16 protein-coding genes are annotated in these 24,417 nt (G+C 74.4%); 3 read left to right on the top strand and 13 right to left on the bottom strand.

From position 1 onward, the window contains the following. The first annotated feature begins 277 nt into the window (after positions 1–277). Positions 278–2,848 (top strand): ATP-dependent Clp protease ATP-binding subunit, encoded by a 2,571-nt coding sequence (locus K7787_RS07485; RefSeq protein ID WP_169439192.1) that lies wholly within the window; start codon positions 278–280, stop codon positions 2,846–2,848. A gap of 131 nt (positions 2,849–2,979) precedes the next feature. On the opposite strand, the gene ggt is transcribed toward K7787_RS07485, so the two are convergent. Then, complete coding sequence (gene ggt, locus K7787_RS07480) at positions 2,980–4,791, bottom strand: gamma-glutamyltransferase (protein WP_223000905.1); 1,812 nt, start codon at positions 4,789–4,791, stop codon at positions 2,980–2,982. A gap of 186 nt (positions 4,792–4,977) precedes the next feature. On the opposite strand from ggt, the gene K7787_RS07475 reads away from it, so the two are divergent. Next, positions 4,978–5,757, top strand: a complete 780-nt coding sequence (locus tag K7787_RS07475) for a hypothetical protein (protein WP_009191419.1) — start codon at positions 4,978–4,980, stop codon at positions 5,755–5,757. Positions 5,758–5,936: 179 nt separating this feature from the next. On the opposite strand, the gene K7787_RS07470 is transcribed toward K7787_RS07475, so the two are convergent. From K7787_RS07470 to pcaDC, 4 genes are all read right to left on the bottom strand, one after another. After that, on the bottom strand, positions 5,937–6,383 hold the full coding sequence (locus K7787_RS07470) for a DUF6278 family protein (protein WP_027758632.1): 447 nt from the start codon (positions 6,381–6,383) through the stop codon (positions 5,937–5,939). 59 nt (positions 6,384–6,442) lie between these two features. Beyond that, positions 6,443–7,222, bottom strand: coding sequence for an exodeoxyribonuclease III (locus K7787_RS07465; RefSeq protein ID WP_043261491.1), 780 nt, complete (start codon positions 7,220–7,222; stop codon positions 6,443–6,445). A gap of 178 nt (positions 7,223–7,400) precedes the next feature. Beyond that, the gene (locus K7787_RS07460; RefSeq protein ID WP_223000904.1) at positions 7,401–8,036 is read right to left on the bottom strand and encodes an MBL fold metallo-hydrolase; all 636 of its coding nucleotides are present in this window, start codon (positions 8,034–8,036) and stop codon (positions 7,401–7,403) included. Between the two features lie 151 nt (positions 8,037–8,187). Continuing rightward, positions 8,188–9,492, bottom strand: a complete 1,305-nt coding sequence (gene pcaDC / locus K7787_RS07455) for a bifunctional 3-oxoadipate enol-lactonase/4-carboxymuconolactone decarboxylase PcaDC (RefSeq protein ID WP_223000903.1) — start codon at positions 9,490–9,492, stop codon at positions 8,188–8,190. 445 nt (positions 9,493–9,937) lie between these two features. Between pcaDC and K7787_RS07450 the strand changes: the two genes are divergently transcribed. Further along, positions 9,938–11,623, top strand: coding sequence for a ribonuclease J (locus K7787_RS07450; RefSeq protein WP_043261489.1), 1,686 nt, complete (start codon positions 9,938–9,940; stop codon positions 11,621–11,623). Between the two features lie 347 nt (positions 11,624–11,970). Here the strand turns inward: K7787_RS07450 and K7787_RS07445 are convergent, their stop codons facing one another. The 8 genes from K7787_RS07445 to K7787_RS07410 form a co-directional block, all read right to left on the bottom strand. Beyond that, complete coding sequence (locus K7787_RS07445; RefSeq protein ID WP_164389295.1) at positions 11,971–12,213, bottom strand: DUF5302 domain-containing protein; 243 nt, start codon at positions 12,211–12,213, stop codon at positions 11,971–11,973. Positions 12,214–12,284: 71 nt separating this feature from the next. Beyond that, positions 12,285–13,706, bottom strand: a complete 1,422-nt coding sequence (locus K7787_RS07440; RefSeq protein WP_223000902.1) for a DEAD/DEAH box helicase — start codon at positions 13,704–13,706, stop codon at positions 12,285–12,287. A 357-nt stretch (positions 13,707–14,063) separates the two neighbouring features. Then, positions 14,064–14,552, bottom strand: a complete 489-nt coding sequence (locus tag K7787_RS07435; protein ID WP_223000901.1) for a GNAT family N-acetyltransferase — start codon at positions 14,550–14,552, stop codon at positions 14,064–14,066. A 120-nt stretch (positions 14,553–14,672) separates the two neighbouring features. Next, complete coding sequence (locus tag K7787_RS07430) at positions 14,673–15,407, bottom strand: hypothetical protein (protein WP_223000900.1); 735 nt, start codon at positions 15,405–15,407, stop codon at positions 14,673–14,675. Positions 15,408–15,541: 134 nt separating this feature from the next. After that, on the bottom strand, positions 15,542–16,741 hold the full coding sequence (locus K7787_RS07425; protein ID WP_223000899.1) for an MFS transporter: 1,200 nt from the start codon (positions 16,739–16,741) through the stop codon (positions 15,542–15,544). Between the two features lie 126 nt (positions 16,742–16,867). Further along, entirely contained in the window at positions 16,868–17,464 is a 597-nt protein-coding gene (locus K7787_RS07420) for a TetR/AcrR family transcriptional regulator (RefSeq protein ID WP_223000898.1), read from the bottom strand. Positions 17,465–17,710: 246 nt separating this feature from the next. After that, entirely contained in the window at positions 17,711–19,324 is a 1,614-nt protein-coding gene (locus K7787_RS31640) for an SWIM zinc finger family protein (RefSeq protein WP_372456619.1), read from the bottom strand. Between the two features lie 1,544 nt (positions 19,325–20,868). Then, a complete protein-coding gene (locus K7787_RS07410) occupies positions 20,869–24,276 on the bottom strand; it encodes an SCO1167/SCO6262 family helicase (RefSeq protein ID WP_223000940.1) in 3,408 nt (1,135 codons plus the stop codon). Between the last annotated feature and the right edge of the window lie 141 nt (positions 24,277–24,417).

Here is a 24,417-nt window from a genome sequence, read left to right as displayed (position 1 = left end):
ACGGTGGACAGGGCCGGGGTCGGGGCGCGCCCCGTCTCGATCTCGCGCTGCGTCTGCGCCGAGCTGCCCGCGCGCGATGGTCTCCGTCATGCCGCCGCGTGCCGCGCGCCGCGTGCAGCAGCCGGCCGAGCCACGCGCCGCGCTCGCGCTCTCGCGCACCCTCCGCCCCCGCGGCCGCTCGACATGCCGACCGAAACGGAACGTGTCAGCGTTGCATGACCGACCCCCGACCCGGTTACCCGGCGGGAGCCACCCGTCAGCGAAGGAACGGAAAGCGATGACCAGCGGCTACGTCGGCCCGGAGGGCGACCCCTTCGGCGAATTCTTCGCCCGGTTCTTCGGCGGACCCCGCCCGGGTCCCCGGCACGTCGACATCGGCAGGCTGCTCAGTCAGCCCGCCCGGGAACTCGTCAAGGGCGCGGCCCAGTACGCCGCCGACCACGGCAGCCGGGACCTGGACACCGAGCACCTGCTGCGGGCGGCGCTCGCCACCGAGCCCACCCGCAGCCTGCTCAGCCGGGCCGGCGCGGACCCGGACTCGATGGCCGACCAGATCGACGAGCGGTCCGGCCCCGTCCAGCAGCAGCCGGGCGATCCGCCACCGCCCTCGACGCTGTCCCTGACCCCGGCCGTCAAGCGCGCCCTGCTGGACGCGCACGACATGGCGCGGGCCAGCGGAGCGGGCTACATCGGCCCCGAGCACGTGCTGAGCGCGCTCGCCGCGAACCCCGACTCGGCGGCCGGGCACATCCTGAACGCGGCCCGGTTCGCCGCCTCGGGCCTGCCGCCGGAGACGACGGAGACCGCCGCTCCGCCGGGGGCGGAACGGCAGCGCACCAGCGCCACGCCCACCCTGGACAAGTACGGCCGTGATCTGACCGACCTGGCCGGGCAGGGCCGTATCGACCCGGTGATCGGGCGGGACCAGGAGATCGAGCAGACGATCGAGGTGCTGTCCCGGCGCGGGAAGAACAACCCGGTGCTGATCGGCGACGCGGGCGTGGGCAAGACCGCCATCGTGGAGGGCCTCGCCCAGCGGATCGCCGACGGCGACGTGCCCGACATACTGCTCGGCCGCCGCGTGGTCGCCCTGGACCTGACCGGAGTGGTCGCCGGCACCCGTTACCGGGGCGACTTCGAGGAGCGGCTGAACAACATCGTCACCGAGATCCGCACCAACTCCGACCGGCTGATCGTCTTCATCGACGAGCTGCACACGGTGGTGGGCGCCGGGGGCGGCGGCGAGGGCGGCTCCATGGACGCCGGCAACATCCTCAAGCCGGCCCTGGCCCGCGGCGAGCTGCACATCGTGGGCGCGACCACGCTGGAGGAGTACCGGCGGATCGAGAAGGACGCGGCGCTGGCCCGCCGGTTCCAGCCGATCCTGGTGCCCGAGCCGACCGTCGCGGACGCCCTGGAGATCCTGCGCGGCCTGCGCGACCGCTACGAGGCCCACCACCAGGTCCGCTACACCGACGAGGCGCTGGTGGCGGCCGTGGAGCTGTCCGACCGGTATCTCACCGACCGGCGGCTGCCGGACAAGGCGATCGACCTGATCGACCAGGCCGGCGCGCGGGTACGGCTGCGGGCGCGGACCAAGGGCACGGACGTACGGGCCATGGAACGTGAGGTCGAGCAGCTCACCCTGGACAAGGACCAGGCGGTCGCGGACGAGCAGTACGAGCAGGCCACGCAGTTGCGGGACCGGATCGTGGAGCTGAAGCAGCGGATCGCCGAGGCCGGCGGGGACGGCGAGGCGGACGAGGGCATGAACCTGGTGGTGACCGCGGAGGCCATCGCCGAGGTGGTGTCCCGGCAGACCGGCATCCCGGTCAGCAGCCTCACCCAGGAGGAGAAGGAGCGGCTGCTCGGCCTGGAGGAGCATCTGCACGAGCGGGTGGTCGGCCAGGACGAGGCGGTGAGCGTGGTCGCCGAGGCGGTGCTGCGCTCCCGCGCGGGGCTGGCCAGCCCGGACCGGCCGATCGGCAGCTTCCTGTTCCTCGGCCCGACCGGCGTCGGCAAGACCGAGCTGGCCCGGGCGCTGGCCGAGGCGCTGTTCGGCAGCGAGGAGCGGATGGTCCGCCTGGACATGAGCGAGTACCAGGAGCGGCACACCGTCAGCCGCCTGGTGGGCGCCCCGCCCGGGTACGTCGGCCACGAGGAGGCCGGTCAGCTCACCGAGGTGGTGCGCCGGCACCCGTACTCGCTGCTCCTGCTGGACGAGGTGGAGAAGGCCCACCCGGACGTCTTCAACATCCTGCTCCAGGTGCTGGACGACGGCCGGCTCACCGACGCGCAGGGCCGCACGGTGGACTTCACCAACACCGTGATCGTGATGACCAGCAACCTCGGCTCGGAGGCGATCACCCGGCGCGGCGCCGGCATCGGGTTCGGCGCGGGCGGCGCGGACGCGGACGAGGAGGCGCGGCGGGAGCAGATCCTCAGGCCGCTGCGCGAGCACTTCCGGCCGGAGTTCCTGAACCGCATCGACGAGATCGTCGTCTTCCGCCAGCTCACCGCCGAGCAGTTGCGGCAGATCACGAACCTGCTGCTGGACAAGACGCGGCGGCTGCTGCACGCGCAGGGCGTCTCCGTGGAGTTCACCGATCCGGCCGTGGACTGGCTGGCGCAGCGTGGCTACCAGCCCGAGTACGGCGCGCGTCCGCTGCGCCGCACCATCCAGCGCGAGGTGGACAACCGGATGTCCCGGCTGCTGCTGGACGGGCGGCTCGGCGAGGGCAGCCGGGTCACGGTGGACGTGGAGGACGGGCAGCTCGTCTTCCTCGCCCAGGACGAGCCGCCGGAGCCGGCGCCCGCAGCGGCCCCCGCGCCGGCGCCCGGTGAGTGACGTACGGACGGACCACGTGCCCGCCTCCTTCGAGGAAGGCGGGCACGTGGCTTGTCCGGGGTACCGCACGGTGGTACGGCGCCGGGCGCGGCCGTCCGGAGACTGCGCCGCCGGGCACGACCGTCCGCGCGTCACGGCGCCGGGCGGACCACCATCGCCGAGCCGCCGCCACGGCGGACCTTCTCGGCCGCCGCGAGCCAGCGGCCGTCCGGCAGGCGCTGGACGCCGGTGGCCGCGCCGATCTCGGGGTTGAGTTTGAAGGAGTGGCCGATCGCCTCCAGCTTGCCCCGCAACGCGCTGTCGTAGAGGGCGGGTTCGAGTTCGGTCTGGGCGGCGTTGCGCTGGCTGGCGCGGGGTGCGGCGATGGCGTCGACCAGCGGCATGCGCCGGTCGAGGAAGTTGGTCAGGGTCTGCAGCACCGTGGTGATGATGGTCGCGCCGCCGGGCGAACCCAGCGCCACCACGGGCTTGTTGTGGGCGTCCAGGACGATCGTCGGCGAGATGGAGGAGCGCGGCCGCTTGCCCGGGCCGGGCAGGTTGGGGTCGTGCACGGCCGGGTCGGCGGGGCTGAAGGAGAAGTCCGTCAGCTCGTTGTTGAGCAGGAAGCCGCGGCCGGGGACGGTGATGCCGCTGCCGCCGGTCTGCTCGATGGTGAGGGTGTAGGAGACGACGTTGCCCCACCGGTCGGCGACCGTCAGATGCGTGGTGTCGTCGCCCTCGTAGGTCGTCGGGGCCGCCTTGTCGCCGGTGCCGCAGGCCTTCGGGTGGCGCGGGTCGCCGGGGGCGAGGGGGCTGGTGAGGACGGCGTCGTCCTGGACGAGGCAGGCGCGCGAGTCGGCGTACTTCTGGGAGAGCAGTTGCTTGGTGGGGACGTTCTCGAAGGCGGGGTCGCCGACCCAGCGGCCGCGGTCGGCGAAGGCGATCCGGCTGGCCTCCAGGTAGTGGTGCAGATACTGGACCTCGCTCGCCTTCGTCAGGTCGGTGCGCTCCAGGATGTTGAGCGCCTCGCCGACGGTGGTGCCGCCGGAGGACGAAGGCGCTATGGAGTACACGTTCAGACCGCGGTAGGAGACCCGGGTGGGCGCCTGGAGTTTGGCGCGGTAGGCGGCGAGGTCCTTCCGGCTGAGCTTGCCGGGGCGCGCGTCCCAGCCCGAACCCGGGGCGACGGGCGGGTGGTTGACGGTCTTGACGATGTCGTCGCCGAGGTCGCCGCGGTAGACGGCCCCGACTCCCTTGCGGGCCAGCTCGTCGTAGGTGCGGGCGAGGTCGGGGTTCTTGAACGTCGAGCCGACGGCGGGGAGTCGACCGCCCGGCAGGAACAGCTTGGCGGTGTCGGGGAAGTAGCGGAAGCGGGTCTCGTTGGCGGCGGTCTGGGAGCGGAAGGTGTCGTCCACGGTGAAGCCGTCGCGGGCGAGCCGTTCGGCGGGTTTCAGGACCGTGCCGAGCCGCCGGGTGCCCCACTGGTCGAGGGCGGTCTGCCAGGTGGCGGCGGTGCCGGGCGTGCCGACGCTCAGGCCGCTGGTGACGGCGGTGTCGAAGGACAGCGGCTTGCCGTTCTCCAGGAACAGGCCGGAGTCGGCGCTCAGCGGGGCGGTCTCGCGGCCGTCGACGGTGTGGACGGTGCGGGTGCGGGCGTCGTAGTAGACGAAGTAGCCGCCGCCCCCGATGCCGGCGGAGTAGGGCTCGGTGACGCCAAGGGCGGCGGCGGTGGCGACGGCCGCGTCGACGGCGTTGCCGCCGTTCCTCAGCACCTCGATGCCGGCCGCGGTGGCGTCCGCGTCGACGCTGGCGACGGCTCCGCCGTACCCGGTGGCCACCGGCGCCTTGGGGGCCGGCGCCGGTCCGCCGCCCGGGTGCGCGGCGGGCGGCGCCGCCGCCCCCACCGACACCACGGCGGCCGAGACCGCCAGGACCGTCAGTTTCCGTGCGACAGGGCGACGCATCCGCACCTCCACGCTGGTTCGCAGCTCGGTTGCCTGACCGTGCGCGCAGCTTAATTCATTGCCATGATCCCGTCAGGCGCATCAGGGACGCGTCCGATCGGGTCAACCGGATCGAACACCGGTACGGCACCTGGCTCGAACACCGGTACGGCGCGACCCGTTGGCGAGGCGCTACCATGCGCGCCCATGAACGACGACGTGCGCAACATCGTCCTGGGTGTGATCGCCGCCGGCGTCAGCGCCTCGCTCGGCTGGCTGGCCCGCGCCTTCCTGTGGCGGCGCAGACTCCGCCGCAAGCAGGCCTTCTTCGGACTGCCCGACAACTCCGAGTCGCTGCTGGTGGTCAACCGGGACGCGGGCGGCACCGAACTGACGGTGATGCGCCACGACGTCTTCGCGCTCCTGGAGTTGTCGGCGCTCGTCAAGGAGTGCAACGCCGGCGTGCAGGTCGTCGCGCACGACGCGGCCCAGCAGGGCTTCGGTGAGCGGACCGAGTTCTGCGTGGGCGGACCGGCCTCCAACCGCCGCATGGCCGCGCACCTGTCCTCCCTGCTGCCCGGGGTGCGGGTGAACGTGGAGGCCGAAGCCGGGCCGGACCGGGGCGCGTTCGTCATCGGCGGGGAGCGCTACCGGGTGGAGGCGGGCCGCAGCGAGTACGTCATCCTGGCCCGGCTCGTCGCCGGGGAACGCCGCTTCGGCAACCGCCCCGTCTTCCTGTTCTGCGGCCAGCGCGCCATCGACAACCAGGCCGCCACCCGCTATCTCGCCCGCCATCACGAGCGGCTGGCGCGCAAGTACGGCGGCGGTTCGTTCGTACTGCTGCTGAAGGTGGTCAACTCCCAGGCGTACGGCCCGGACGTGGTCGAACTGGTGGCGGACGTGACCCGGGCGGCCCGGACTCCGCTGCCGGAACCGGAACCCTCGGCCGACGCGACGACGAGCACATCCCGCCCGGCGCGCAGCTGACCTTCTCCTCGTGGACGGACGGCACTGGACCGTGTCTCCGCCGCCCGAGCAGTGATCTCCGGCTGCCGCCGGCCGGGTATGGCTCTTGTGGACCGCTGCCCCTGCGACGGCCGTGAACGGCATATCGTAGTCGAGGATGCATCCGCCGGACCCGCCGGTCGGCGATTCGGGTCCCCAGATCAGCTTTCGGCCACCTCCGCGTAGAGCTGGGAGAGTTCGGGGACGCCGCTGTCCGCCCAGGCCAGACCTGCCTCGACCACGTCGAACTCCCGTCCGGAGGCGAGCCGTACGACGGGGTGGCCGTTCGGCCACAGCGCCCAGACCGCGCCGGGTACGGTGCGCACGACGACCGTCCCGAGGTACAGGCCCGCGTCGTTGCCGAGGTCCGAGACCTTCTCGGGGTCGTCGCGCCAGGCCGGCATGATCTGGTCGAGCGCCTCCAGCGAGGCCGCCGACTCGTCCAGCCGTACGCCCGCCTCGGCGGCCTGCGCGCGCAGCAGTTCGCAGGCGCCCAGGAGGTCGGCGAGGTGCTCCGGGCCGGGGTGCTCGTCACCCGCGACGAGCACCGCGACGCCGAGGGACGGACCGCGTTTCTTGCGCCAGTTGCCCATAAACGGGATGTTCATGGACCCAGCGTGACACCGGAGCGGCCGCGGACACCACAGGCCGGACGCCGGTGTCGCTCTCAGACGTCGAGGTCCACGACCACGGGCGCGTGGTCCGAGGCGCCCTTGCCCTTGCGCTCCTCGCGGTCGACGTAGGCGTCGGTGACCGCCTTGGCGAACGGCTCGTTGCCGTACACCAGGTCGATGCGCATGCCGCGGTTCTTGGGGAAGCAGAGCTGGCGGTAGTCCCAGTAGGTGAACGGGTGTTCGTACTTCAGCGGCCGCGGGACCACGTCGGCGAGGCCCGCCTCGCGCAGGGAGGCCAGCGCGGCGCGCTCGGCGGGGGTGACATGGGTGGCGCCCTCGAAGGCGGCCCGGTCGTACACGTCATCGTCGGTCGGCGCGACGTTGTAGTCGCCGAGGACGGCGAACGGGCGGCTGCCGGCCGCGTCGCCCGCGACGGCCGCCTTCAGCGCCTCGAACCATTCGAGCTTGTAGGCGTAGTGCGGGTGGTCCACCTCCCGGCCGTTGGGCACGTAGACGGACCAGACGCGGACCGGGCCGCAGGTCGCGGAGACGGCGCGGGGCTCCTGGACGCCGTCGTAACCGGGGTCGCCGGGCAGGCCCTTGACCACGTCCGCGAGGCCCACCCGGGAGAGCACCGCCACACCGTTCCACCGGCCGGTGGCGTGGACCGCCGACTCGTAGCCCAGCTCGCGCAGCTGTTCGGCCGGGAACTGGTCCTCGGCGACCTTGGCCTCCTGGAGGCACAGCACGTCGGTGCCGCTGCTCTCCAGCCAGGCCAGCAGCCTCGGGAGTCGGGCGGTGATCGAGTTCACGTTCCAGGTGGCGATGCGCATGCCCACCAACCTACCGGGCGGCACCGACAACGCCGCCGGTACGCGGCTCAGCCCGGCCGGCCCGCCCTCCCCGGTACGCCGCCCGGCCCGGTCGGCCCAGTACGCCCGCCGCCGGTGCGCCCACCGCCCGGTACGCCGCCCGGCCGGTACGGTCAGCCGCCGGGCGCGCCCGGCGCCCTCACAGCTCCGCCGAGGCCCCCGGGGTCAGCCGCAGGTGCTCCGCGCCGCCCAGGCCGCCGATCTGGCGGTCGTAGATCGGGCGGGCGAGGTCGGTGAGGAGGGCGTCGTGGATGTCGTAGGCGCGCCGCGGCTTGACCTCGCGGACGTAGTCGATCACCTCGGAGATCTTGTTCCACGGGGCCATCACCGGGAGCATCAGCGTGTCGACGGGCCGGTCGGGCACGGTGAGCGCGTCGCCGGGGTGGAAGACCTCGCCGCCGTCGATCAGGTAGCCGACGTTGGTGATGCGCGGGATGTCCGGGTGGATCACCGCGTGCAGCTCGCCGTGGACCTGCACGTCGAAGCCCGCGGCGGTGAAGGCGTCGCCGTGGCCGACGGTGTGGACGCGGCCCGGGAAGGCCGGGGCGAGCTGGTCCGCGACGGACTTCAGGGTCCACACCTCGGCGTCCGGCCGGGCCTCCAGGGCCGCGCGCACCCGGCCCTCGTCGAAGTGGTCCGGGTGCTCGTGCGTGATCAGGAGGACGTCCGCGCCGGCCGCAGCGTCCTCCTCGCTGAACCCGCCGGGGTCGATGACGAGCCGGCGCCCGTCCTTGTCGAGGACCACACAGGAGTGCGACTTCTTCGTGAGCTTCATGCTTCCCATCCTCCCCCGCGCTCCCCGCGGCGCGGGCACGTCGACCTGGTGGTCCGGGTACCCGGTTACGGGAGGCGGAAGGGGCTCAGCCATCGGACGGGAGCGCCGGAGGCGGATCGCTCTGTGGGACTCCATGGGGCTCAGGTGGGGATCACTCCGTGGGGGTGGTCTCCTCCTGGATGACCTGCTGCGCCACCCGGAAGGCGGTACCGGCGGCGGGCATCCCGCAGTAGACGGCCGTCTGGAGCAGCACCTCCTTGATCTCGTCCGGGGTGAGCCCGGTGCGCAGGGCGGCCCTCGTGTGGGCGGCCAGCTCCTCGGCGTGGCCGCCGGCGACCAGGGCGGCGAGGGCGACGCAGCTGCGGGTGCGCCGGTCCAGTCCGGGCCGGTCCCAGACGCCGCCCCAGGTGGAGCGGGTGAGCAGTTCCTGGTAGTCGCCGGAGAACTCGTCGGCGCGGGCCAGTTCCCGGTCCACGTGCGCGTCGCCGAGCACCTCACGGCGGATCTTGAGCCCCGTCTCGTACGGGTCCGCGCCGGCCGTGGGCCGGGGCGGCGCCGCGATCGGGGCGATCTCGGCGATGGGCGCGGTCTGCGGGGCCTGCGGCGGCGCGACGGGGACGGGCCGGGGCGGGGGCGCCACGACGGCGAGCTGGCCCGTGCTCGATCCGAACGCGGGCTGCCAGGCGGTCGAGAAGTGCCGCACCAGCAGGTCGGTGACGGCGGCGGGCTGCACCACCGGGACCAGGTGGGAGGCGCCGGGCACCACCGCGAGGCGGGCGTCGGGGATGCCGGCCACCAGTGTGCGCGCCTCCGCCGGTCCGGTGACCTGGTCCTCGGAGCCGACCAGGACGAGCGTCGGCACGCCGACCCGCCCGAGTTCGGCGCGCACGTCGAAGGAGGCCAGCGCCTCGCAGGCGGCGATGTAGCAGCCGGGGTCGGTGGTGCGCACCATCTGCACGGCCCAGTCGGTGATCGCGGGCTGCGCGGCGGCGTAGCCGCTGGTGAACCAGCGGTCCGGGGAGGTGCGGGCGATGGGGTCGAGGCCGTTGGTGCGGACGATCACCCCGCGCTGGCGGAACTCGTCCGCGGTCCCGAACCGGGGCGAGGCGGCGATCAGCGCCAGCGAGGCCAGCCGCTCGGGGTGGCGCAGGGCCAGTTCCACGCCGACCGCACCGCCGAGCGCGCAGCCGGCGTACCCGAAGCGCTGCACGCCGAGCGCGTCCAGGGTGGCCAGCAGCCGCGCGGTCAGCTCGGTCACCGAGCCGGCCGGGTGCGCGGGAGCGCCGCCGTGGCCCGGCAGGTCGAACCGGAAGACGCGCCACTGCTGCGTCAGCTCCGGGACCTGCCGGTCCCACATGTGCCATGTGGTGCCCAGTGAGGGACCGAGGATCAGGACGGGAGCCTCTTCCGGCCCGTCAAAGCGGTATTGCAGGGTGTTCGACGGTGTCTCACTCACGCCGTAGACCCTCTCACGTCTCACGAGGTCTGACACGGCCGGGGGAACCCGGCGGCCGCCTGACGCTCGCGGCGCGATGACGGTACGGTCGCAACGCGGCGTGGGCTCGCCGCGGCCGGCGGGGCATCGCCCTTGAGTCCTCGGGCTGCTTCGGTGGCGAGGCCTCTCCCCTGCCACGGGCTCCCCACCACCCGGGCGATCCCGATGACCGGGCGATCCCGATGACCGGGCGCGGCCGGGCGGGCCCGCCGTCGCCTGAACGGCGCCCGTCGGACAGGGTTCGTCAGGGAGCCGGATCACCCGGTTCGGCCAGGACACGGCCGGATCGGGGAAGCCTGCGGCCGGGCGCCGGCGGCGCGAACGCAGCCACTCGCTCCTGGGCGTCGCCCCCGTCTCGACTACTCCGAGTGGATCACGGGCCCCGTTCTCCAGGTACCGTCAAGGTATGAGTCATCCGCACCCCGAGCTGAAAGCCGCGCCGCCCCTTCCCGAAGGAGGGCTGCGGGTCACGGCCCTGGGCGGCCTGGGGGAGATCGGCCGCAACATGACCGTCTTCGAGCACGCCGGCAAGCTGCTCATCGTCGACTGCGGCGTGCTGTTCCCCGAGGAGACCCAGCCCGGCGTGGACGTGATCCTGCCGGACTTCACCTCGATCCGGGACCGGCTGGACGACATCGTGGCCATGGTCCTCACCCACGGCCACGAGGACCACATCGGCGGCGTGCCGTACCTGCTGCGCGAGCGGTCCGACATTCCCGTCGTCGGCTCCAGACTGACGCTGGCGTTCCTGGAGGCCAAGCTCAAGGAACACGGAATCCGGCCGCGCACGGTGCGGGTGCGGGAGGGCGACCGGCGCGGCTTCGGACCCTTCGACTGCGAGTTCGTGGCGGTCAACCACTCCATCCCCGACAGCCTCGCGGTCGCGATCCGCACCCGGGCCGGGATGGTGCTGCACACCGGCGACTTCAAGATGGACCAGTTCCCGCTCGACGACCGCATCACCGATCTGCGCGCCTTCGCCCGCCTCGGCGAGGAGGGTGTGGACCTGTTCCTCACCGACTCCACCAACGCGGAAGTCCCCGGCTTCACCACCTCCGAGCGTGAGCTGAATCCGGCGATCGAGCAGGTGATGCGCACCGCGCCGCGCCGGGTCATCGTCTCCAGCTTCGCCAGCCATGTGCACCGCATCCAGCAGGTCCTGGACGCCGCCCACCAGTACGGCCGCAAGGTCGCCTTCGTCGGCCGGTCGATGGTCCGCAACATGGGCATCGCCCGTGACCTCGGCTATCTGAAGGTCCCCTCCGGTCTGGTCGTGACCACGAAGGAGCTGGAGAAGCTCCCGGACCACAAGATCACTCTGGTGTGCACCGGTTCCCAGGGCGAACCGATGGCCGCGCTGTCCCGGATGGCCAATCGCGACCACATGATCCGTATCGGCAAGGGCGACACCGTCCTGCTCGCCAGCTCCCTCATCCCCGGCAACGAGAACGCCATCTACCGAGTGATCAACGGACTCACGCGGTGGGGCGCCCACGTGGTCCACAAGGGCAACGCCAAGGTGCACGTCTCCGGGCACGCCAGCGCCGGCGAACTCGTCTACTGCTACAACATCGTCAAACCCCGCAACGTCATGCCCGTGCACGGCGAATGGCGCCACCTGCGGGCCAACGCCGACCTCGCCATCCGTACCGGTGTCGACCCCGACCGGGTCGTCATCGCCGAGGACGGCGTCGTCGTCGACCTCGTCGACGGGCGCGCGTCGATCACCGGCAAGGTCCCCGCCGGCAACGTCTACGTGGACGGCATGGAGGTCGGCGGCGCCACCGAGGCGTCCCTCAAGGACCGCCTCGCCCTCGCCGCCGAGGGCGTGGTCACGGTGGTGGCGATCGTCGACGCGGACACCGGCGCCCTCGCCGAGGCGCCGGACTTCCTGGCCCGCGGCTTCGTCCACGACGAGAGCACCTTCGAGCCGGTCGTCCCCGTCATCGAGAAGACCCTGGCCACCGCGGCCGAGGAGGGCGTCGGGGACGCGCGCCAGCTCGAACAGCTCATCGCCCGCGCGGTGGCGAACTGGGCGTTCCGCGCCCACCGCCGCAAGCCCCTCATCATCCCCGTCATCATCGACGCCTGAGCCGACTCCGGCCTCGATGCCCGCGGTCCGCCGGCGGACCGCGGGCGTCGGGGCCGGGCACGCCCGGACCGGGCCGCAGGGGAAACGGCGACACAGCGGTGCACCCCGCCCACAGAGGGCGCACCGGATCGGACAGCGTCCGCTCGGGGCAGGCCGCCACCTGCGCGTCGCGGCTGGGTACGAAGGCGACCGCGGCCGGGAACGCGACCGACTGTGGGTCGATCCGGCACAGCGGGGCGGGGAACGAACGTCCTCGCCACGCGGCCGCCCACCGTCACGCCGGACAGCCGCGGTCGATCCTCACAGCGGTACCGGGGCGCGCCGGGTGCGCGGCACCGGCCGCGTGCTCAGCCGCCGCTCTTGCGCCTGAACGACCGCTGGCCGGCAGCCGGGCCGTGCGCCGAACGCACCTTCGACGCATCGGACTTGGCGGCGACATCAGCGGCGTCCGCCTGCGCACCGCGCTTGCGCGCCAGGGCTTCGCGGAACTTGCGCTTGAGGTCGTAGTCGCCGTTGCCGTCCGGCGTCAGAGAGGACGTCTCGGGGGCGATCGGCTCCGAGCCTTCCGTGGATTCGGGCTCTGCGGTCATGGTGACCTCCTGGGTTCGGGGGTGGGCAGGCACAGCTTGTCATGCCGGGCGGGCGCGAGGGGCCGGCAAGGTCATCCCGCTCGGTTGCGACGCACCAGGGCGGCCTTGCGGGCCTCGGCGAGCTTGCGGGCCTCGCCGGCCTTCCGGGACTTGCCGCCGGCGCCGCGGGAGGCGTCCTTGCTGGTGCCGAGGCCGCGGAAGGGGGCGTTGGTGTTCTTGGGCCGGGGGACGGCGGGCCCACCGTCGAGCGGGATCCCGGAGGGAGCCCTGGCGCCGGTGATCCGGCTCAGCTCCGCCTCGCCCGAGCGCACCTTGGTGACGGTCGGCTCGATGCCGGCCCCGGCCATCATGCGGCTCGTCTCGCGGCGCCGGCCCGCCGACACGAGCGTGACCACGCTGCCGGACTCGCCGGCGCGGGCGGTGCGGCCCGCCCGGTGCACATAGTCCTTGGGATCGGTGGGCGGGTCGACGTTGACCACGAGATCGAGGTCGTCGACGTGCAGGCCACGGGCCGCGACGTCGGTCGCCACCAGAACGGTGATCTGGCCGTTCTTGAACTGCGCCAGGGTCCGGGTGCGCTGCGGCTGGGACTTGCCGCTGTGCAGGGCCCCGGCGTGCACCCCGCTGGCCCGCAGATGCCGGGTGAGCTGGTCGACGGCGTGCTTGGTGTCGAGGAACAGCAGGACGCGGCCGTCGCGGGCGGCGATCTCCGTGATGACGGCGTAGCGGTCAGGGTCGTGGACGACCAGAACGTGGTGCTCCATCGTCGTGACCGTGCCCGTGGACGGGTCGACCGAATGGACGACGGGGTCGTGGAGGTAGCGGCGGACCAGCTGATCGACGTCGCGATCCAGGGTGGCCGAGAAGAGCATCCGCTGACCGTCGGGGTGCACCTGGTCGAGCACGTCGGCGACCTGCGGCAGGAACCCCAGGTCGCACATCTGGTCGGCCTCGTCCAGCACGGTGATTCCGACCCGTCCCAGGCGGCAGGCATTGCGCTCGATCAGGTCGTGCAGGCGTCCGGGGGTGGCGACGACCACCTCGGCTCCCTGGCGCAGCGCGGCGACCTGCCGGCCGATCGACGTTCCGCCGACGACCGTGGCCATCCGCAGCCGCAGTGCCTCGGCGTACGGCGCGAGCGCCTGGGCGACCTGTTGGGCCAGCTCGCGGGTGGGCACCAGGATCAGGGCGAGGGGCTGCTTCGGTTCGGCGCGCCTTCCTGCCGTACGGGTCAGCAGCGGCAGGCCGAAGGCGAGCGTCTTGCCCGATCCGGTGCGCCCGCGTCCCAGCACGTCGCGCCCCTTCAGGGCGTCCGGCAAGGTGGCGGCCTGGATCGGGAAGGGTTCGCGCACCCCGAGGTCGCTCAGTGTCCGCAGCACCTCCACCGGCAGTTCCAGACCGGCGAAGGAGACGGCCGGGGGCGCCACCGGGGTCGTGGCCCCGGGCTGGGCGGGACCGCCGCGGGCCATGCCGCGGTCATCGGGGTGCTTCATGAACAGCCTTCCGCAGGGGAACGTACCGAGGAAGGCCCGGCGGGACGGAACAGCCCGCACGCAAGCGGAACCGAACAGGAAGGATCGCCCACCGCGACGACCACGCAAACGCATGACACTAACACAGGGCGCACTCTCGCGCCGCCGGTATCGGCCGCCGGTATCGATCGCCTCTGCGTACGGGCGCCGGAGGCGGGTCGGCCTGGAACGACCGTTCTCCTTGACGAACGGCCCCGCTCCACGGGCGAGCTGTCGAGCCACGCATCGGGCCGGACGAGCGGGGTGCCGGGCGGGGCGGCGGGCCCCCGCAAGCCGCCCCGCAGGCGAGGCCGGCGCCTCTCCGGCCGGCACACCGCGTCATTCCGACGGAATGCGGAACTCGAGTTCGGGACGATCCCACGGCACGGCGGGCGGGTTCGCGAACGCGGTCCCGATCCGCACTGCGCCGACGCGGTGGTAGAAGTCCTCGGCGGTGACATGCGACACGACCCTGACACGGTCGAGCCCGGCGGCACGGGCCTCGCCCCGCATGTGCGCGACGAGCAGTCGTCCGATGCCCCGTCCTTGTGCTTCGTCGGCGACGAACAGCAGGTCGAGCTCCGGCGGAGCGAGAACGAGCGAGTAGAACCCGAGGACCCGGTCGCCCTGGTCGTCGGCGCCGACGGCTACGAAGGCGCGGTGGGCCTCGAGGTAGTCAGGGCCGACCCGGTAGCCCGCGACCGCGGATGCGTACTTGCCCTGGTAGGCGCCTGAGCCACGCACGAGCCGCGTCAGCCGTCTGGCATCCCGCGCGACGGCCCTCCGTATCCTGACCGGCCGGCTGATCGGGGAGGTCCGTGAACTCATCGGGGAAGTATGGCCCACCGAAGGGTTCCTTCGTGCGGCGGGTCGGCCGCTCGGGCGGGCGTTCGCGGCCGGGGTTCGTCACCCCTCGGTCGGGCGAGGACCCGGTCTCCATGTGACCGGTCACCGTGTCCCGGGCCCGGTCGGCGCGGTCGTCAGGGTGTCCGCCGCCCGGTGCGAGGGGCCGGGGCCGCCGGTGACGGCCGTGTGGACGAGTCGTACGAGATCGGTCCGGGAGCGGATCGACAGGGCCTGGAAGATCTTGCGGAGGTGGTAGTTCTCCGGCAGTAGCTGTGACGCCGTCTGGCCGAGGACCTCGATCAGCTCTCCGAAGATCAGATGCGTCCCCAGGACCGAAGCGACGAGGAGCAGCTGGGTGGAGGACGGGGAGCAGTCCTGGAGGCGGAGCCGTACGAGTCCCTTGAACTTCTCCGGCAGGCAGGCGGTCCGGAGCCGGGCGTTCACGTCGATGTCCACGCCGCACTCGTCCATGAGCCCTTCGAGGAGGGTGCGCAGCGCCTGGGGATGGCCGGAGACCGACGACACCAACCGGGCCAGTTCCTCGTCCGGTTCGGCGCCCAGGAGGTCGCAGGCCATCCGCCGGATCGCGTCCTCGTCCAGCGGTCGCAGCCGGAACAGCCGGTGGGGCAGGTCCAGGGAGCCCAGGGCGATGTCCAGCGGGCTGTCGGGCCGCCCCCAGCGCCGGGTCGTGCACCAGATCACGGGCTGTCCCGCGCCCCTCAGGGTCGTCCGCGTCAGTGCCCTGACATCCGACTCGTCCGAGCAGTGGGTGTCGTCCAGCAGGACGACGACGGGACGGTCGTGGACGTCGGCGTCCTCCCGCAGGCCGCGCAGCACCGTCAGGCCGGCCTCCTCCGCCAGGGCGGCGGCCTCTGCGAGCAGGCTTCCCGCGGCGTCGCCCGCGCCGAACGGGCGCGACGGGGCGGCCGGCTGGATGCCGGCCGCCCTTTCCCGTGGGGACGCGGACCCGCTCAGACCTGCTCGGCCTGCTTGGCGGGGGCCCCGGCGGCCGGGGCCACCGGGGCCGGCTCCGGAGCGGGGCGCCGGGCCAGGTCGGGCAGGACGGTGGCCAGGCCGGCGACGGCCATGATCGCCCCCAGCCAGAGCGGCGCGCGCAGGCCCCAGACGTCGATCACCACGGCGCCGATGGAGGAGCCCAGGATGATGCCGAGGGTGATGAAGGAGGAGTGGACGGTGTTGACCAGCGGGCCCGCGTTGCCGGTGCGCTGCACACGGGTGGCCATGGCCGGGTTCATGGTGACGCCGACCAGGCCGATGCCCATCATGCAGATGATCGCCGGGACGGGCAGGTCGGCCAGGAGGGCGAAGCCGGCCAGGAAGACGGTGTTGAGCACCAGGCCGACGGCGAGCACGGGCACGGTGTGCTTGTCGGCGAAGCGGCCGACGACATTGTTGCCGACGACCGTGGCGGCGCCGTAGGCGATCAGCAGGACGGGGACGGTGCCGGCCGAGAAGCCGGCGAGGTCGGTGAGGATCGGGTTGAAGTAGCTGAAGGCCGAGAAGGTGGCGCCGATGATGAGCGTGCTGGTGGACAGCACCAGCCACAGCCTGGGCTTGCGGAAGACGCCGACCTCCTCGCGGAAGCCGCCGCCGCCCTGGGCCCGCTCGATGCGGGGCACGCCGAACAGGGTGGCCACCGCGGCGATCACGGTGATCAGGGTGATGGTCCAGAAGGCGGCACGCCAGCCGAAGTGCTCGCCGACGAGCGTGGAGATGGGCAGACCCAGCAGGGTGCCGAGCATCAGGCCGTTCATCGCCACCGCGATCGCGCGGCCGCGGACCTCGGGCCGGGTGATCTGGGCGCACAGGGAGATGCCCACTCCGAAGAAGGCCTGCGAGGCGATGCCGGTGACGATGCGCGCGGCCATCATCGTGGCGTAGCCGCTCGCGGTGGCGGCCAGCACGTTGCCCGCCAGGAAGATCGCGAACAGCGCCATCAGCGCCGTGCGGGGCGGCAGCTTCATGACGGCCACGGTCAGGAACGGCCCGCCGGCCGCCATGGCCACCGCGAAGGCGGTGATGAGGTATCCGATCTGCGGGATGGTCGCGTTCAGGCCGTCGGCCATCTGCGGCATCAGCCCGGCGACCACGAACTCACTGGTCACCATGGCGAAGATGCCGAGTGCCAGGACGTATACGGCGCGAGGCACGGTGTCCGTCTCCTTCGGTCGGGCCGTCCGGCCGCACGGCCGGACGGTGTGGCGCTTTCGTTATGTATCGATCAGTTCAAAACTTGGGTACGGGAAGGCGCCGCCCGGGCCGGGCAGCGCTCACGGTCAGGCGGTCAAGGCGTCCAGGGTGACGTCGGCGATCGACTCCAGCGCGGACCGGTCGGCGCCGCCCTGACTGGAGATCCGCATGCCGCCGATCGCCGCGTTGACGAAGCGGGCCAGCGCTCCGGCGTCCCGGCGGGACGTGATGCTCCCGTCCCGCCGGCCCTCTTCGAGCACCGCGCGCAGGGCGGCCAGCCGGCGCGCGGTGTCCCGCTCCAGCATCCCCGCCGCCCGGGAGTCCCGGGCGGCCAGTTCCACCGTGGTGTTCACGGTCAGACAGCCGAGGCTGCGCCCGCCCGCCCGGTGTTCCGTCTCGCCGTCGACCACCATCGCCAGCAGGGTGCGGATGCGCTCGGCGGCGGTGAGCCGCCGCTCCTCCAGGACGGCCAGTTGGGTGCTCGTCATGGAGTCGATGTAGCGGGCCAGCGCACGCTCGAAGAGATCGTGCTTGCTCTTGAAGGTGTTGTAGATGCTGCTGCGCCCCAGCCCCGTGGCGTCGCACAGATCCTGTGTGGAGGTGGCCTCGTAGCCCTTCTCCCAGAACGTGCGCATCGCCGCGTCCAGGGCCCGTTCCTCGTCGAACGTCCTCGGTCGGGCCATGGAACGAGCGTAGCAGGTTTTGAATGGATCGATCCAATAAACGCCTTCCCGTCCGGGCGGGTACCAGGCGCGCGACCGCGGCCACGCCACCCATGACCGCGAGGAGCGCCTGCGCCGCCCCCGGGTACGCCTCGTCCGGCGCCGGGGGAACCGCACATCACCCCGGCGGACCATGCGCACCAGCCGGAGGACTACGCGCGAACCGTGAACAGGAGCCGGGCGGGCCGCCGGGTGGCGGCCGAGGTGTCAGAGGCCGGCGGGCGTGGCCAGGGCGGTCAGGGCGCCCACCGGGTCCAGGTCGGGGGTGCCGCGCGGCCACCAGTCCTCGCGGCCGGGCTCGGACTCGTACGCGTACCACAGGCCGTCCCGGCCCAGCCGGAGCTGGAGGTGGCCGCCGGGGTGGGTGAGCCGGTTGCGGTGCGGGCGGAAGGCGGGCAGGTCGGCGGCGAGGAGCAGCGGGCGGGCCCGGTCGAAGCGGCCGGCCGGCGGGTCCCACGGCTCTTCGAGGACGGCGAGTCCCGCAAGGCCGCCCTGCCGCCAGGCGGCCACGGCGCGCGCCAGTTCGTTCGGCGTGCGTCCGGTGGCCGCGGCGAGCGAGGCGTACAGGGCGCGGGTCGCCGCGGTCAGTCCGGAACCGGGGCGGGCGGCGGCGAGGCGTACCGCGTCCTGCCACAGCGTCAGCCCGCCCACGGGGTCGCGGCCGGTGGTGAGCAGGGCGTGGGCGCGGGCGGCCGCGTCGGTGGCCAATTGGTCCAGCGCGAACGGGTCCGGGCCGCCCGGCGCCGCCGGATACGCCGGCGGCTGCTCGGGGTGCGGCGGGGGCGGCAGGGGGGCGGGCAGCGGAGGAAGCGTGCGGGGCGCGAGGGCCTCGGTGGCCCGTACGCCCGGCAGGTCGTCCGGGCGCCGGTCCCCCGCCGCGCGGGCCGCACGGGCCGCGCTCAGCCGGGACAGGGCGTCCAGCAGTTCCCGTTCGCCCCGGCCGCGGAGCAGCAGCAGGACGAACGGGTCGGCGTCCAGCAGCCGTGCCGTCTGGTAGCAGAGGGCCGCCGCGTGCTTGCAGGGGTGGCCACGGTCGGGGCAGCTGCAGTGCGGTTCGAGATCGCCGGGGCCGGGCAGCAGCGGCACCCCGCAGTCCGCGAGGGTCTGCGGCATCTCCTTGTCGAGGAGCGCGGCGATGTGTCCGGGGCGGTCGGCCGCCGCGTCCAGGAAGCGGGCCCACTGCGCGTCGCCCAGCGTCCGCACCCGCACCTGGACCCGGTACGGGCGCGGGCGGCTGCCCTGTACGTACGCCAGGACCAGGCCGGGCGTCACGGTGATGGCGTCCACGTGGCCCCGCTCGGCGTAACCGCGCCCGCGGGCCAGCCGCGCCGCGTCCAGCGCGCCCTCCTCCAGCGCGGTGAGCCACGCCTCGCCCCACCAGGTCTCGGCGAAGCCCGCTCCCTCGGCCTCGGCGGTGGGCCGGGCGGGAAGCGCCGGGAAGGTACGGCGCAGCTCGCCGTCCCTGTGCGGGGAGGCCATGGTCCGGGGGACCGGCGGCGTCCGGGGGGCGTGGGCGGGGTGCGCGGCGGAGGTGCCCGGGTCGGAAGCGGGGGCGGGCGCGGGGCGCGCGCCGGGGGCGGGGTCGGACGCGGTGCGGAACGTGCTCGGGTGAGCGCCGGGGCGGGCGGCGGCGGTGTCGTCGCCGGGGACGGAGGCTTCGTCGGCCGGGTCTGCTGCCGCCACGGCGGGGCGGCGCACGGCGTCGGAGCCGTCACCGAGGACGGACGCTCCCCCGGCCGAGCCTGCCGCCCTGGCCCGGCTGGGCACGGCAACGGAACCGCCGCCAAGGCCGAAGGCTCCCCCAGCCAGGTCCGCTGCCATGGCCCGTCGACGCACGGCATCCGAGCCGTCGCCGGGGACGGAGGCCTCATCGGCCGAGCCTGCCGCCGTGGCCCAGCGATGCACGGCATCCGAGCCGTCGCCGGGGACGGAGGCCTCATCGGCCGAGCCTGTCGCCGTGGCCCGGCGATGCACGGCATCCGAATCGTCGCCGGGGACGGGGGCCTCGTCGGCCGAGCCTGCCGCCGTGGCCCAGCGATGCACTGCGTCCGAGCCGTCACCGGGGACGGAGGTTCCCTCGGCCGTGTCCGCCACAGCGGCACGGCGGTGCTCGGCACCGGAGTCATAGCCCGTGTCGGACACTCCCCCGACCGAGTCCACCGCCGCGGCCCGGCGGGGTGCGGCGCCCGTGCCGCTGTGGCGGTCCGTGTCCGTGGTGCGTGCGGCGGGCCGGGTGGTGTCGGTCGTGCCGGCCGACGACCGTCCGGGGCCGGAGGATGCGCCTCCCTCGTGGTCCCCGCGCTCGTGATCCCCGCGCTCGTTGCTCCCCCGCTCGGCCGTCCCTCTCGGTGTGGACGGCGTGCGGAAGGCGCCCGCGAGCAGTTCGCCCACAGTGCCCGGGCGGCGGGCACCGGCAGCGTCGGTGCCCGAGGCGTCGCCTCGGGGGCGGCCGACGCGGGGCGCGGAGCGGCGCGGACGGGCGGCGTCGGTGGTGGCCGCCCCGGCGGCCTGCGCCGCCGGGGTGCGTGTCGGGGGCCGCGCCTCGGTCCGTTCCTCGGCCGGTCGCTCGGTCTGTGCCTCGTTCCGGGCGCGGGCCGCGCGCAGGGCCTCGCGGGCCACGTCGGCCGGACGGGCGGCCCGGCCACGGGACCGGGAGGTGGCCGCCGGTTCGGTGGGGGCGGGAGCCGCCCGTTCGGCGGGGGCGGGTGCGGCCGATTCGGCCGGTACCGCCGGGTCGCCGCTGCCCACGGCCTCACCCCGGCGGGCCGAGACGGCTCGGCGCAGGGCGGCGCGGGCGGCGTCGCCGGGCCGGGCCTCGCGTGCGGCGGCGGTCCCCGCCGCCGGTCCGCGCTCCCCCGCCGCACCGCTCGGCGACTGCTGCTCCCGGGCGGCGCGCAGGGCCTCACGCGCCACATCACCGGGACGCGCCGCCGGGACAGAACCGGATGCCCGCTCCGCCTCGGCCGAGGCGGAACCGGCCGCATCGTCCGCCCCCGCCGACGCCGACGCGGAACCCGCCGCCTGATCGGCCTCCGCCCGGACAGGCCCGAGCGGCCCGTCCGCGTCCGCCGAGGCGCGGCCGGACGCCCAGCCCGTCGGTACCCGCTCCTCCGCGGCCTCCGCAGCCTCCGTGTTCGCCCCAGCCTCCGTGTTCGCCCCAGCCTCCGTGTTCTCCACGGCCTCCGCGTTCTCCACGGCCTCCCCCGGCTCCTGGTGGCCCTCGGCGTCCGGCCCCGATGGTCCGGTGCCCGAGGCGGCGGCCCCCGCCACGGACGGCTCGGCGGGCGGCGGCTCAGCGGACGGCAGCTCAGTGGGCGCCGACCGCTCGCCCGGCCCCGGCCGCTCGAAAGGCACCCGCGTCTCCATCAGGCTTCCCTCCGCAGCGAGACCAGGTCGGACAGTTCACGGTCGGTCAGCTCGGTGAGGGCGGACTCGCCGGTGCCGAGGATCGCGTCGGCCAGCGCCCGCTTCGCGGCGAGCATCTCGGCGATGCGGTCCTCCACGGTGCCCTCGGTGATGAGGCGGTGCACCTGCACGGGCTGGGTCTGGCCGATGCGGTAGGCGCGGTCGGTGGCCTGTTCCTCCACCGCCGGGTTCCACCAGCGGTCGAAGTGGACGACGTGGCCCGCGCGGGTGAGGTTCAGGCCGGTGCCCGCCGCCTTCAGGGACAGCACCAGCACGGGCGTCTCGCCGGCCTGGAAGCGGTCCACCATGCGCTCGCGCTCCGGGACGGGCGTCCCGCCGTGCAGCAGGTCGACCGGGACCGCGCGGTCGGCGAGGTGCGCGGTGATCAGGCGGGCCATGCCGACGTACTGGGTGAAGACCAGGGCGGAGCCGTCCTCGGCGAGGACGGTGTCCAGCAGCTCGTCCAGCAGGGCGAGTTTGCCCGAGCGGCGCGCCGGGTCGCCGCCCGGCCGGCCGCCGCCCTCCGGAGGCGGCCCGTCCTTCAGGTACAGGGCCGGGTGGTCGCAGATCTGCTTGAGCGAGGTGAGCAGCTTGAGGACCAGGCCGCGCCGGGCCATCCCCTCGGCCGTCTCGATGACGTGCATCGACTCGCGCACCACCGCCTCGTACAGCGCGGCCTGTTCGCGGGTGAGCGGGACCGGGTGGTCGGTCTCGGTCTTGGGCGGCAGCTCGGGGACGATGCCGGGGTCGGACTTGCGGCGGCGCAGCAGGAACGGGCGCACCAGCCGGGCCAGCCGCTCCGCCGCCTCGGTGTCCTCGCCGTTCTCGACGGCGCGCGCGTGGCGGGCGCGGAAGGACTTCAGGGGGCCGAGGAGTCCGGGGGTGGTCCAGTCGAGGAGGGCCCACAGTTCGGAGAGGTTGTTCTCCACGGGGGTGCCGGTGAGGGCCACGCGCGCGGGCGACGGGATCGTGCGCAGGGCCTTCGCGGTCGCCGAGTACGGGTTCTTGACGTGCTGTGCCTCGTCCGCGACGACCATCCCCCAGCGGTGTTCGGCCAGGGTGGCCGCGGCCGAGCGCATGGTGCCGTACGTGGTGAGCACGAAGCCGCCGGTGAGGCCGTCGAGCGTGCGGTCGGGGCCGTGGAAGCGGCGGACGGGGACGCCGGGCGCGAACCGGGTGATCTCCCGCTGCCAGTTGCCCAGCAGGGAGGCGGGGCAGACGACGAGGGTGGGGTCGTCGTGCGCCCGCTTCAGGTGCAGGGCGATGAGGGTGACGGTCTTGCCGAGGCCCATGTCGTCGGCGAGGCAGCCGCCGAGGCCGAGGGAGGTCATGAGGTCGAGCCAGGCCAGGCCGCGCAGCTGGTAGTCGCGCAGGGTGGCCGCGAGGCCCGGCGGGGGTTCGGCGGGCCGTACGCCGGCCGTGATGCGGTCCCGCAGCGCGGCCAGCGCGCCGGTCGGCACCGCCTCGACGGTCTCGCCGTCCACCTCGGCGGTGCCGGTGAGCGCCACGGAGAGCGCGTCGACCGGGTCGAGCAGCCCGAGGTCCCGTTTGCGGGCCTTGCGGACCAGGGCGGGGTCGACGAGCACCCAGCTGTCCCGCAGGCGGACGACCGGGCGGTGGGCCTCGGCGAGGGCGTCCATCTCGGCGTCGGTGAGCGGATCGCCGCCGAGCGCGAGCTGCCAGCGGAACCGGAGCAGTTCCTCGCTCTCGAAGAAGCCGGTGCCGTCGGTGGCGGAGCCGGGCGCGGGCCGTACCACCGCGGTGGCGGTGAGGTCCTGCGCCAGGTCGCGCGGCCAGTGCACGGCGACGCCGGCCGCGGCGAGCCTGGTCGCGGCCACGCCGAGCAGTTCGCTCACCTCGTCCTCGGACAGGGCGAGGACGTCCGGCGTCTCCTGTTCGGCGAGCCGGTCCAGCGGCGGCCACACGCGCGCGGCGCGCCGTACGGCCAGGGCGGCGTCCACGCGCGCGCGGGGGCCGAACGCGGCGTCCGCCTCGCCCGCCCACAGGGCCGCCGCGTCGGCGACGAGGGTGGGGTCGGCGAGGCTGTGCACCTGGACGACGGCCGCGCCCGCCCTGCGGTGCGCGCCGTCACCCGGGGCCTGTCCCTCGTCGCCGTCGAACAGGTCGTAGGCCGACAGGTCCAGGCGCAGCGAGATCCGTACGCCCGCGTCCATCCCGGCGGCGACCTCGGCCGCCCAGTCGCGGGCGCCCGGCAGGTGCTGCGGGCGGCGGTCCGCGAAGGGCTTCCCGCTGGTGTGCGGCGCGGCCGGGGTGCGGGGCAGGGTGTCGGCGACGGCGTCGAGGAAGGCGCGCAGCAGCGCTTCGGGCTCGGGCAGCCGGAGGGGGCCGGGGCCGGGCAGCGGGACCGCGTGGCCCTCGTGGGGCAGCGCGGCGGCGATGGCGCGCAGGTGGGCGATGTCGTCCGGGTCGAGGGGGCCGGCGCGCCAGGCGTCGTGCCCGGTGGCGGTCAGGCCGGGCAGCAGGCGGCCGCGGGCGGTGAGCCGCAGCGCGTGCAGGGCGGCGGCGCCCCAGCAGGCGGTGGCGGGGTGGGCCGCCGGGTCGCGTCGGGCGCGCACGAGGTGGGGCAGGGCGTCGCCGACGGGCAGGGTGAGGGCCGGGGCGGTCCTGCGGCGCACTCCCGTCCCGTGCGGGCGGACGACGGTGAGCCGGGTGCGTACGAGCCGGCCCTCGTCCGGGGAACCGACCGCCGCGGACGCACCGCCGCCGACGAGGCCCTCCGCCACGGATCGGCCGTCTGCCGGGAAGCCGCCCGCCACGAACCGGCCGTCGTCCGGGGAGCCGAACGCCGCGGACCGGTTGTCGCCCGTGAGGTCCCCGGGCGCGGGCGCACCGCCGCTGGAGGAGTCCTCCGCCACGGACCGGCCGTCCGCCAGAAGGCCACCCGCCGCAGACCGGTCGGCGTCCGGGGAGCCGCCCCCGGCGGGCGCACCGCCGCTGGAGGGGGCATCCGCCGCGGACCGGCCATCCGCCGGGAGGCCACCCGCCTCGGACCGGTCGGCGCCCGTGAGGTCCCCGGGCGCGGGCGGGCCGGCGGCGGCGAGGTCCGTCTCCGTGGGCGGTTCGCCGTCCGGGCCGTTCCACGGCGGGAGGCCGCCGCCCTCGGCGGCGTCGGTGCCCGCCGAGTGCGGGAACGTCTCGCCGTCCGGGTCCCAGAAGGCGATGCGGCTGTCGCGCGGCAGCGGCGCGGGCAGGAAGACGGCGGCGAGCCGCACGGACACCGCGTCCGCGCCACCGGCGGCCCCAGCACCGGCCGGTGCGGCGCCGGCGGTACGCGCCGCCCCGATCATCCCCGCGTCCGCGGTCGCCGTCGCACCGGTCGTGGTCGTCCCCGCCGCCGTCCCGCTCATCCGTGCCGTCACCCCTGTCACCTCCTGCCGTCTTCCGCTCGCTCGCTGGTCGAGTCAGTCGTCTTCGACTCTACGGGCGGGGTCTGACAATCGGCTCCGGCGGCGGTCCACGGCCGGCCGTACGGCCCGCGCGGCGGGCCG

The organism is Streptomyces sennicomposti (genome assembly GCF_019890635.1).
GTDB classification, from domain to species: Bacteria; Actinomycetota; Actinomycetes; order Streptomycetales; family Streptomycetaceae; genus Streptomyces; species Streptomyces sennicomposti.
Note: the sequence above shows the minus strand (reverse complement) of the source record. Positions and strands in the feature narration are given on the sequence as shown.

Coding starts and splice junctions, on each gene's coding strand:
- K7787_RS07485 (WP_169439192.1), top strand. CDS start 278: ATGACCAGCGGCTACGTCGGCCCGGAGGGCGACCCCTTCGGCGAATTC.
- ggt (WP_223000905.1), bottom strand. CDS start 4,791: ATGCGTCGCCCTGTCGCACGGAAACTGACGGTCCTGGCGGTCTCGGCC.
- K7787_RS07475 (WP_009191419.1), top strand. CDS start 4,978: ATGAACGACGACGTGCGCAACATCGTCCTGGGTGTGATCGCCGCCGGC.
- K7787_RS07470 (WP_027758632.1), bottom strand. CDS start 6,383: ATGAACATCCCGTTTATGGGCAACTGGCGCAAGAAACGCGGTCCGTCC.
- K7787_RS07465 (WP_043261491.1), bottom strand. CDS start 7,222: ATGCGCATCGCCACCTGGAACGTGAACTCGATCACCGCCCGACTCCCG.
- K7787_RS07460 (WP_223000904.1), bottom strand. CDS start 8,036: ATGAAGCTCACGAAGAAGTCGCACTCCTGTGTGGTCCTCGACAAGGAC.
- K7787_RS07450 (WP_043261489.1), top strand. CDS start 9,938: ATGAGTCATCCGCACCCCGAGCTGAAAGCCGCGCCGCCCCTTCCCGAA.
- K7787_RS07445 (WP_164389295.1), bottom strand. CDS start 12,213: ATGACCGCAGAGCCCGAATCCACGGAAGGCTCGGAGCCGATCGCCCCC.
- K7787_RS07440 (WP_223000902.1), bottom strand. CDS start 13,706: ATGAAGCACCCCGATGACCGCGGCATGGCCCGCGGCGGTCCCGCCCAG.
- K7787_RS07435 (WP_223000901.1), bottom strand. CDS start 14,552: ATGAGTTCACGGACCTCCCCGATCAGCCGGCCGGTCAGGATACGGAGG.
- K7787_RS07420 (WP_223000898.1), bottom strand. CDS start 17,464: ATGGCCCGACCGAGGACGTTCGACGAGGAACGGGCCCTGGACGCGGCG.
- K7787_RS31640 (WP_372456619.1), bottom strand. CDS start 19,324: ATGGCAGCGGACCTGGCTGGGGGAGCCTTCGGCCTTGGCGGCGGTTCC.
- K7787_RS07410 (WP_223000940.1), bottom strand. CDS start 24,276: ATGAGCGGGACGGCGGCGGGGACGACCACGACCGGTGCGACGGCGACC.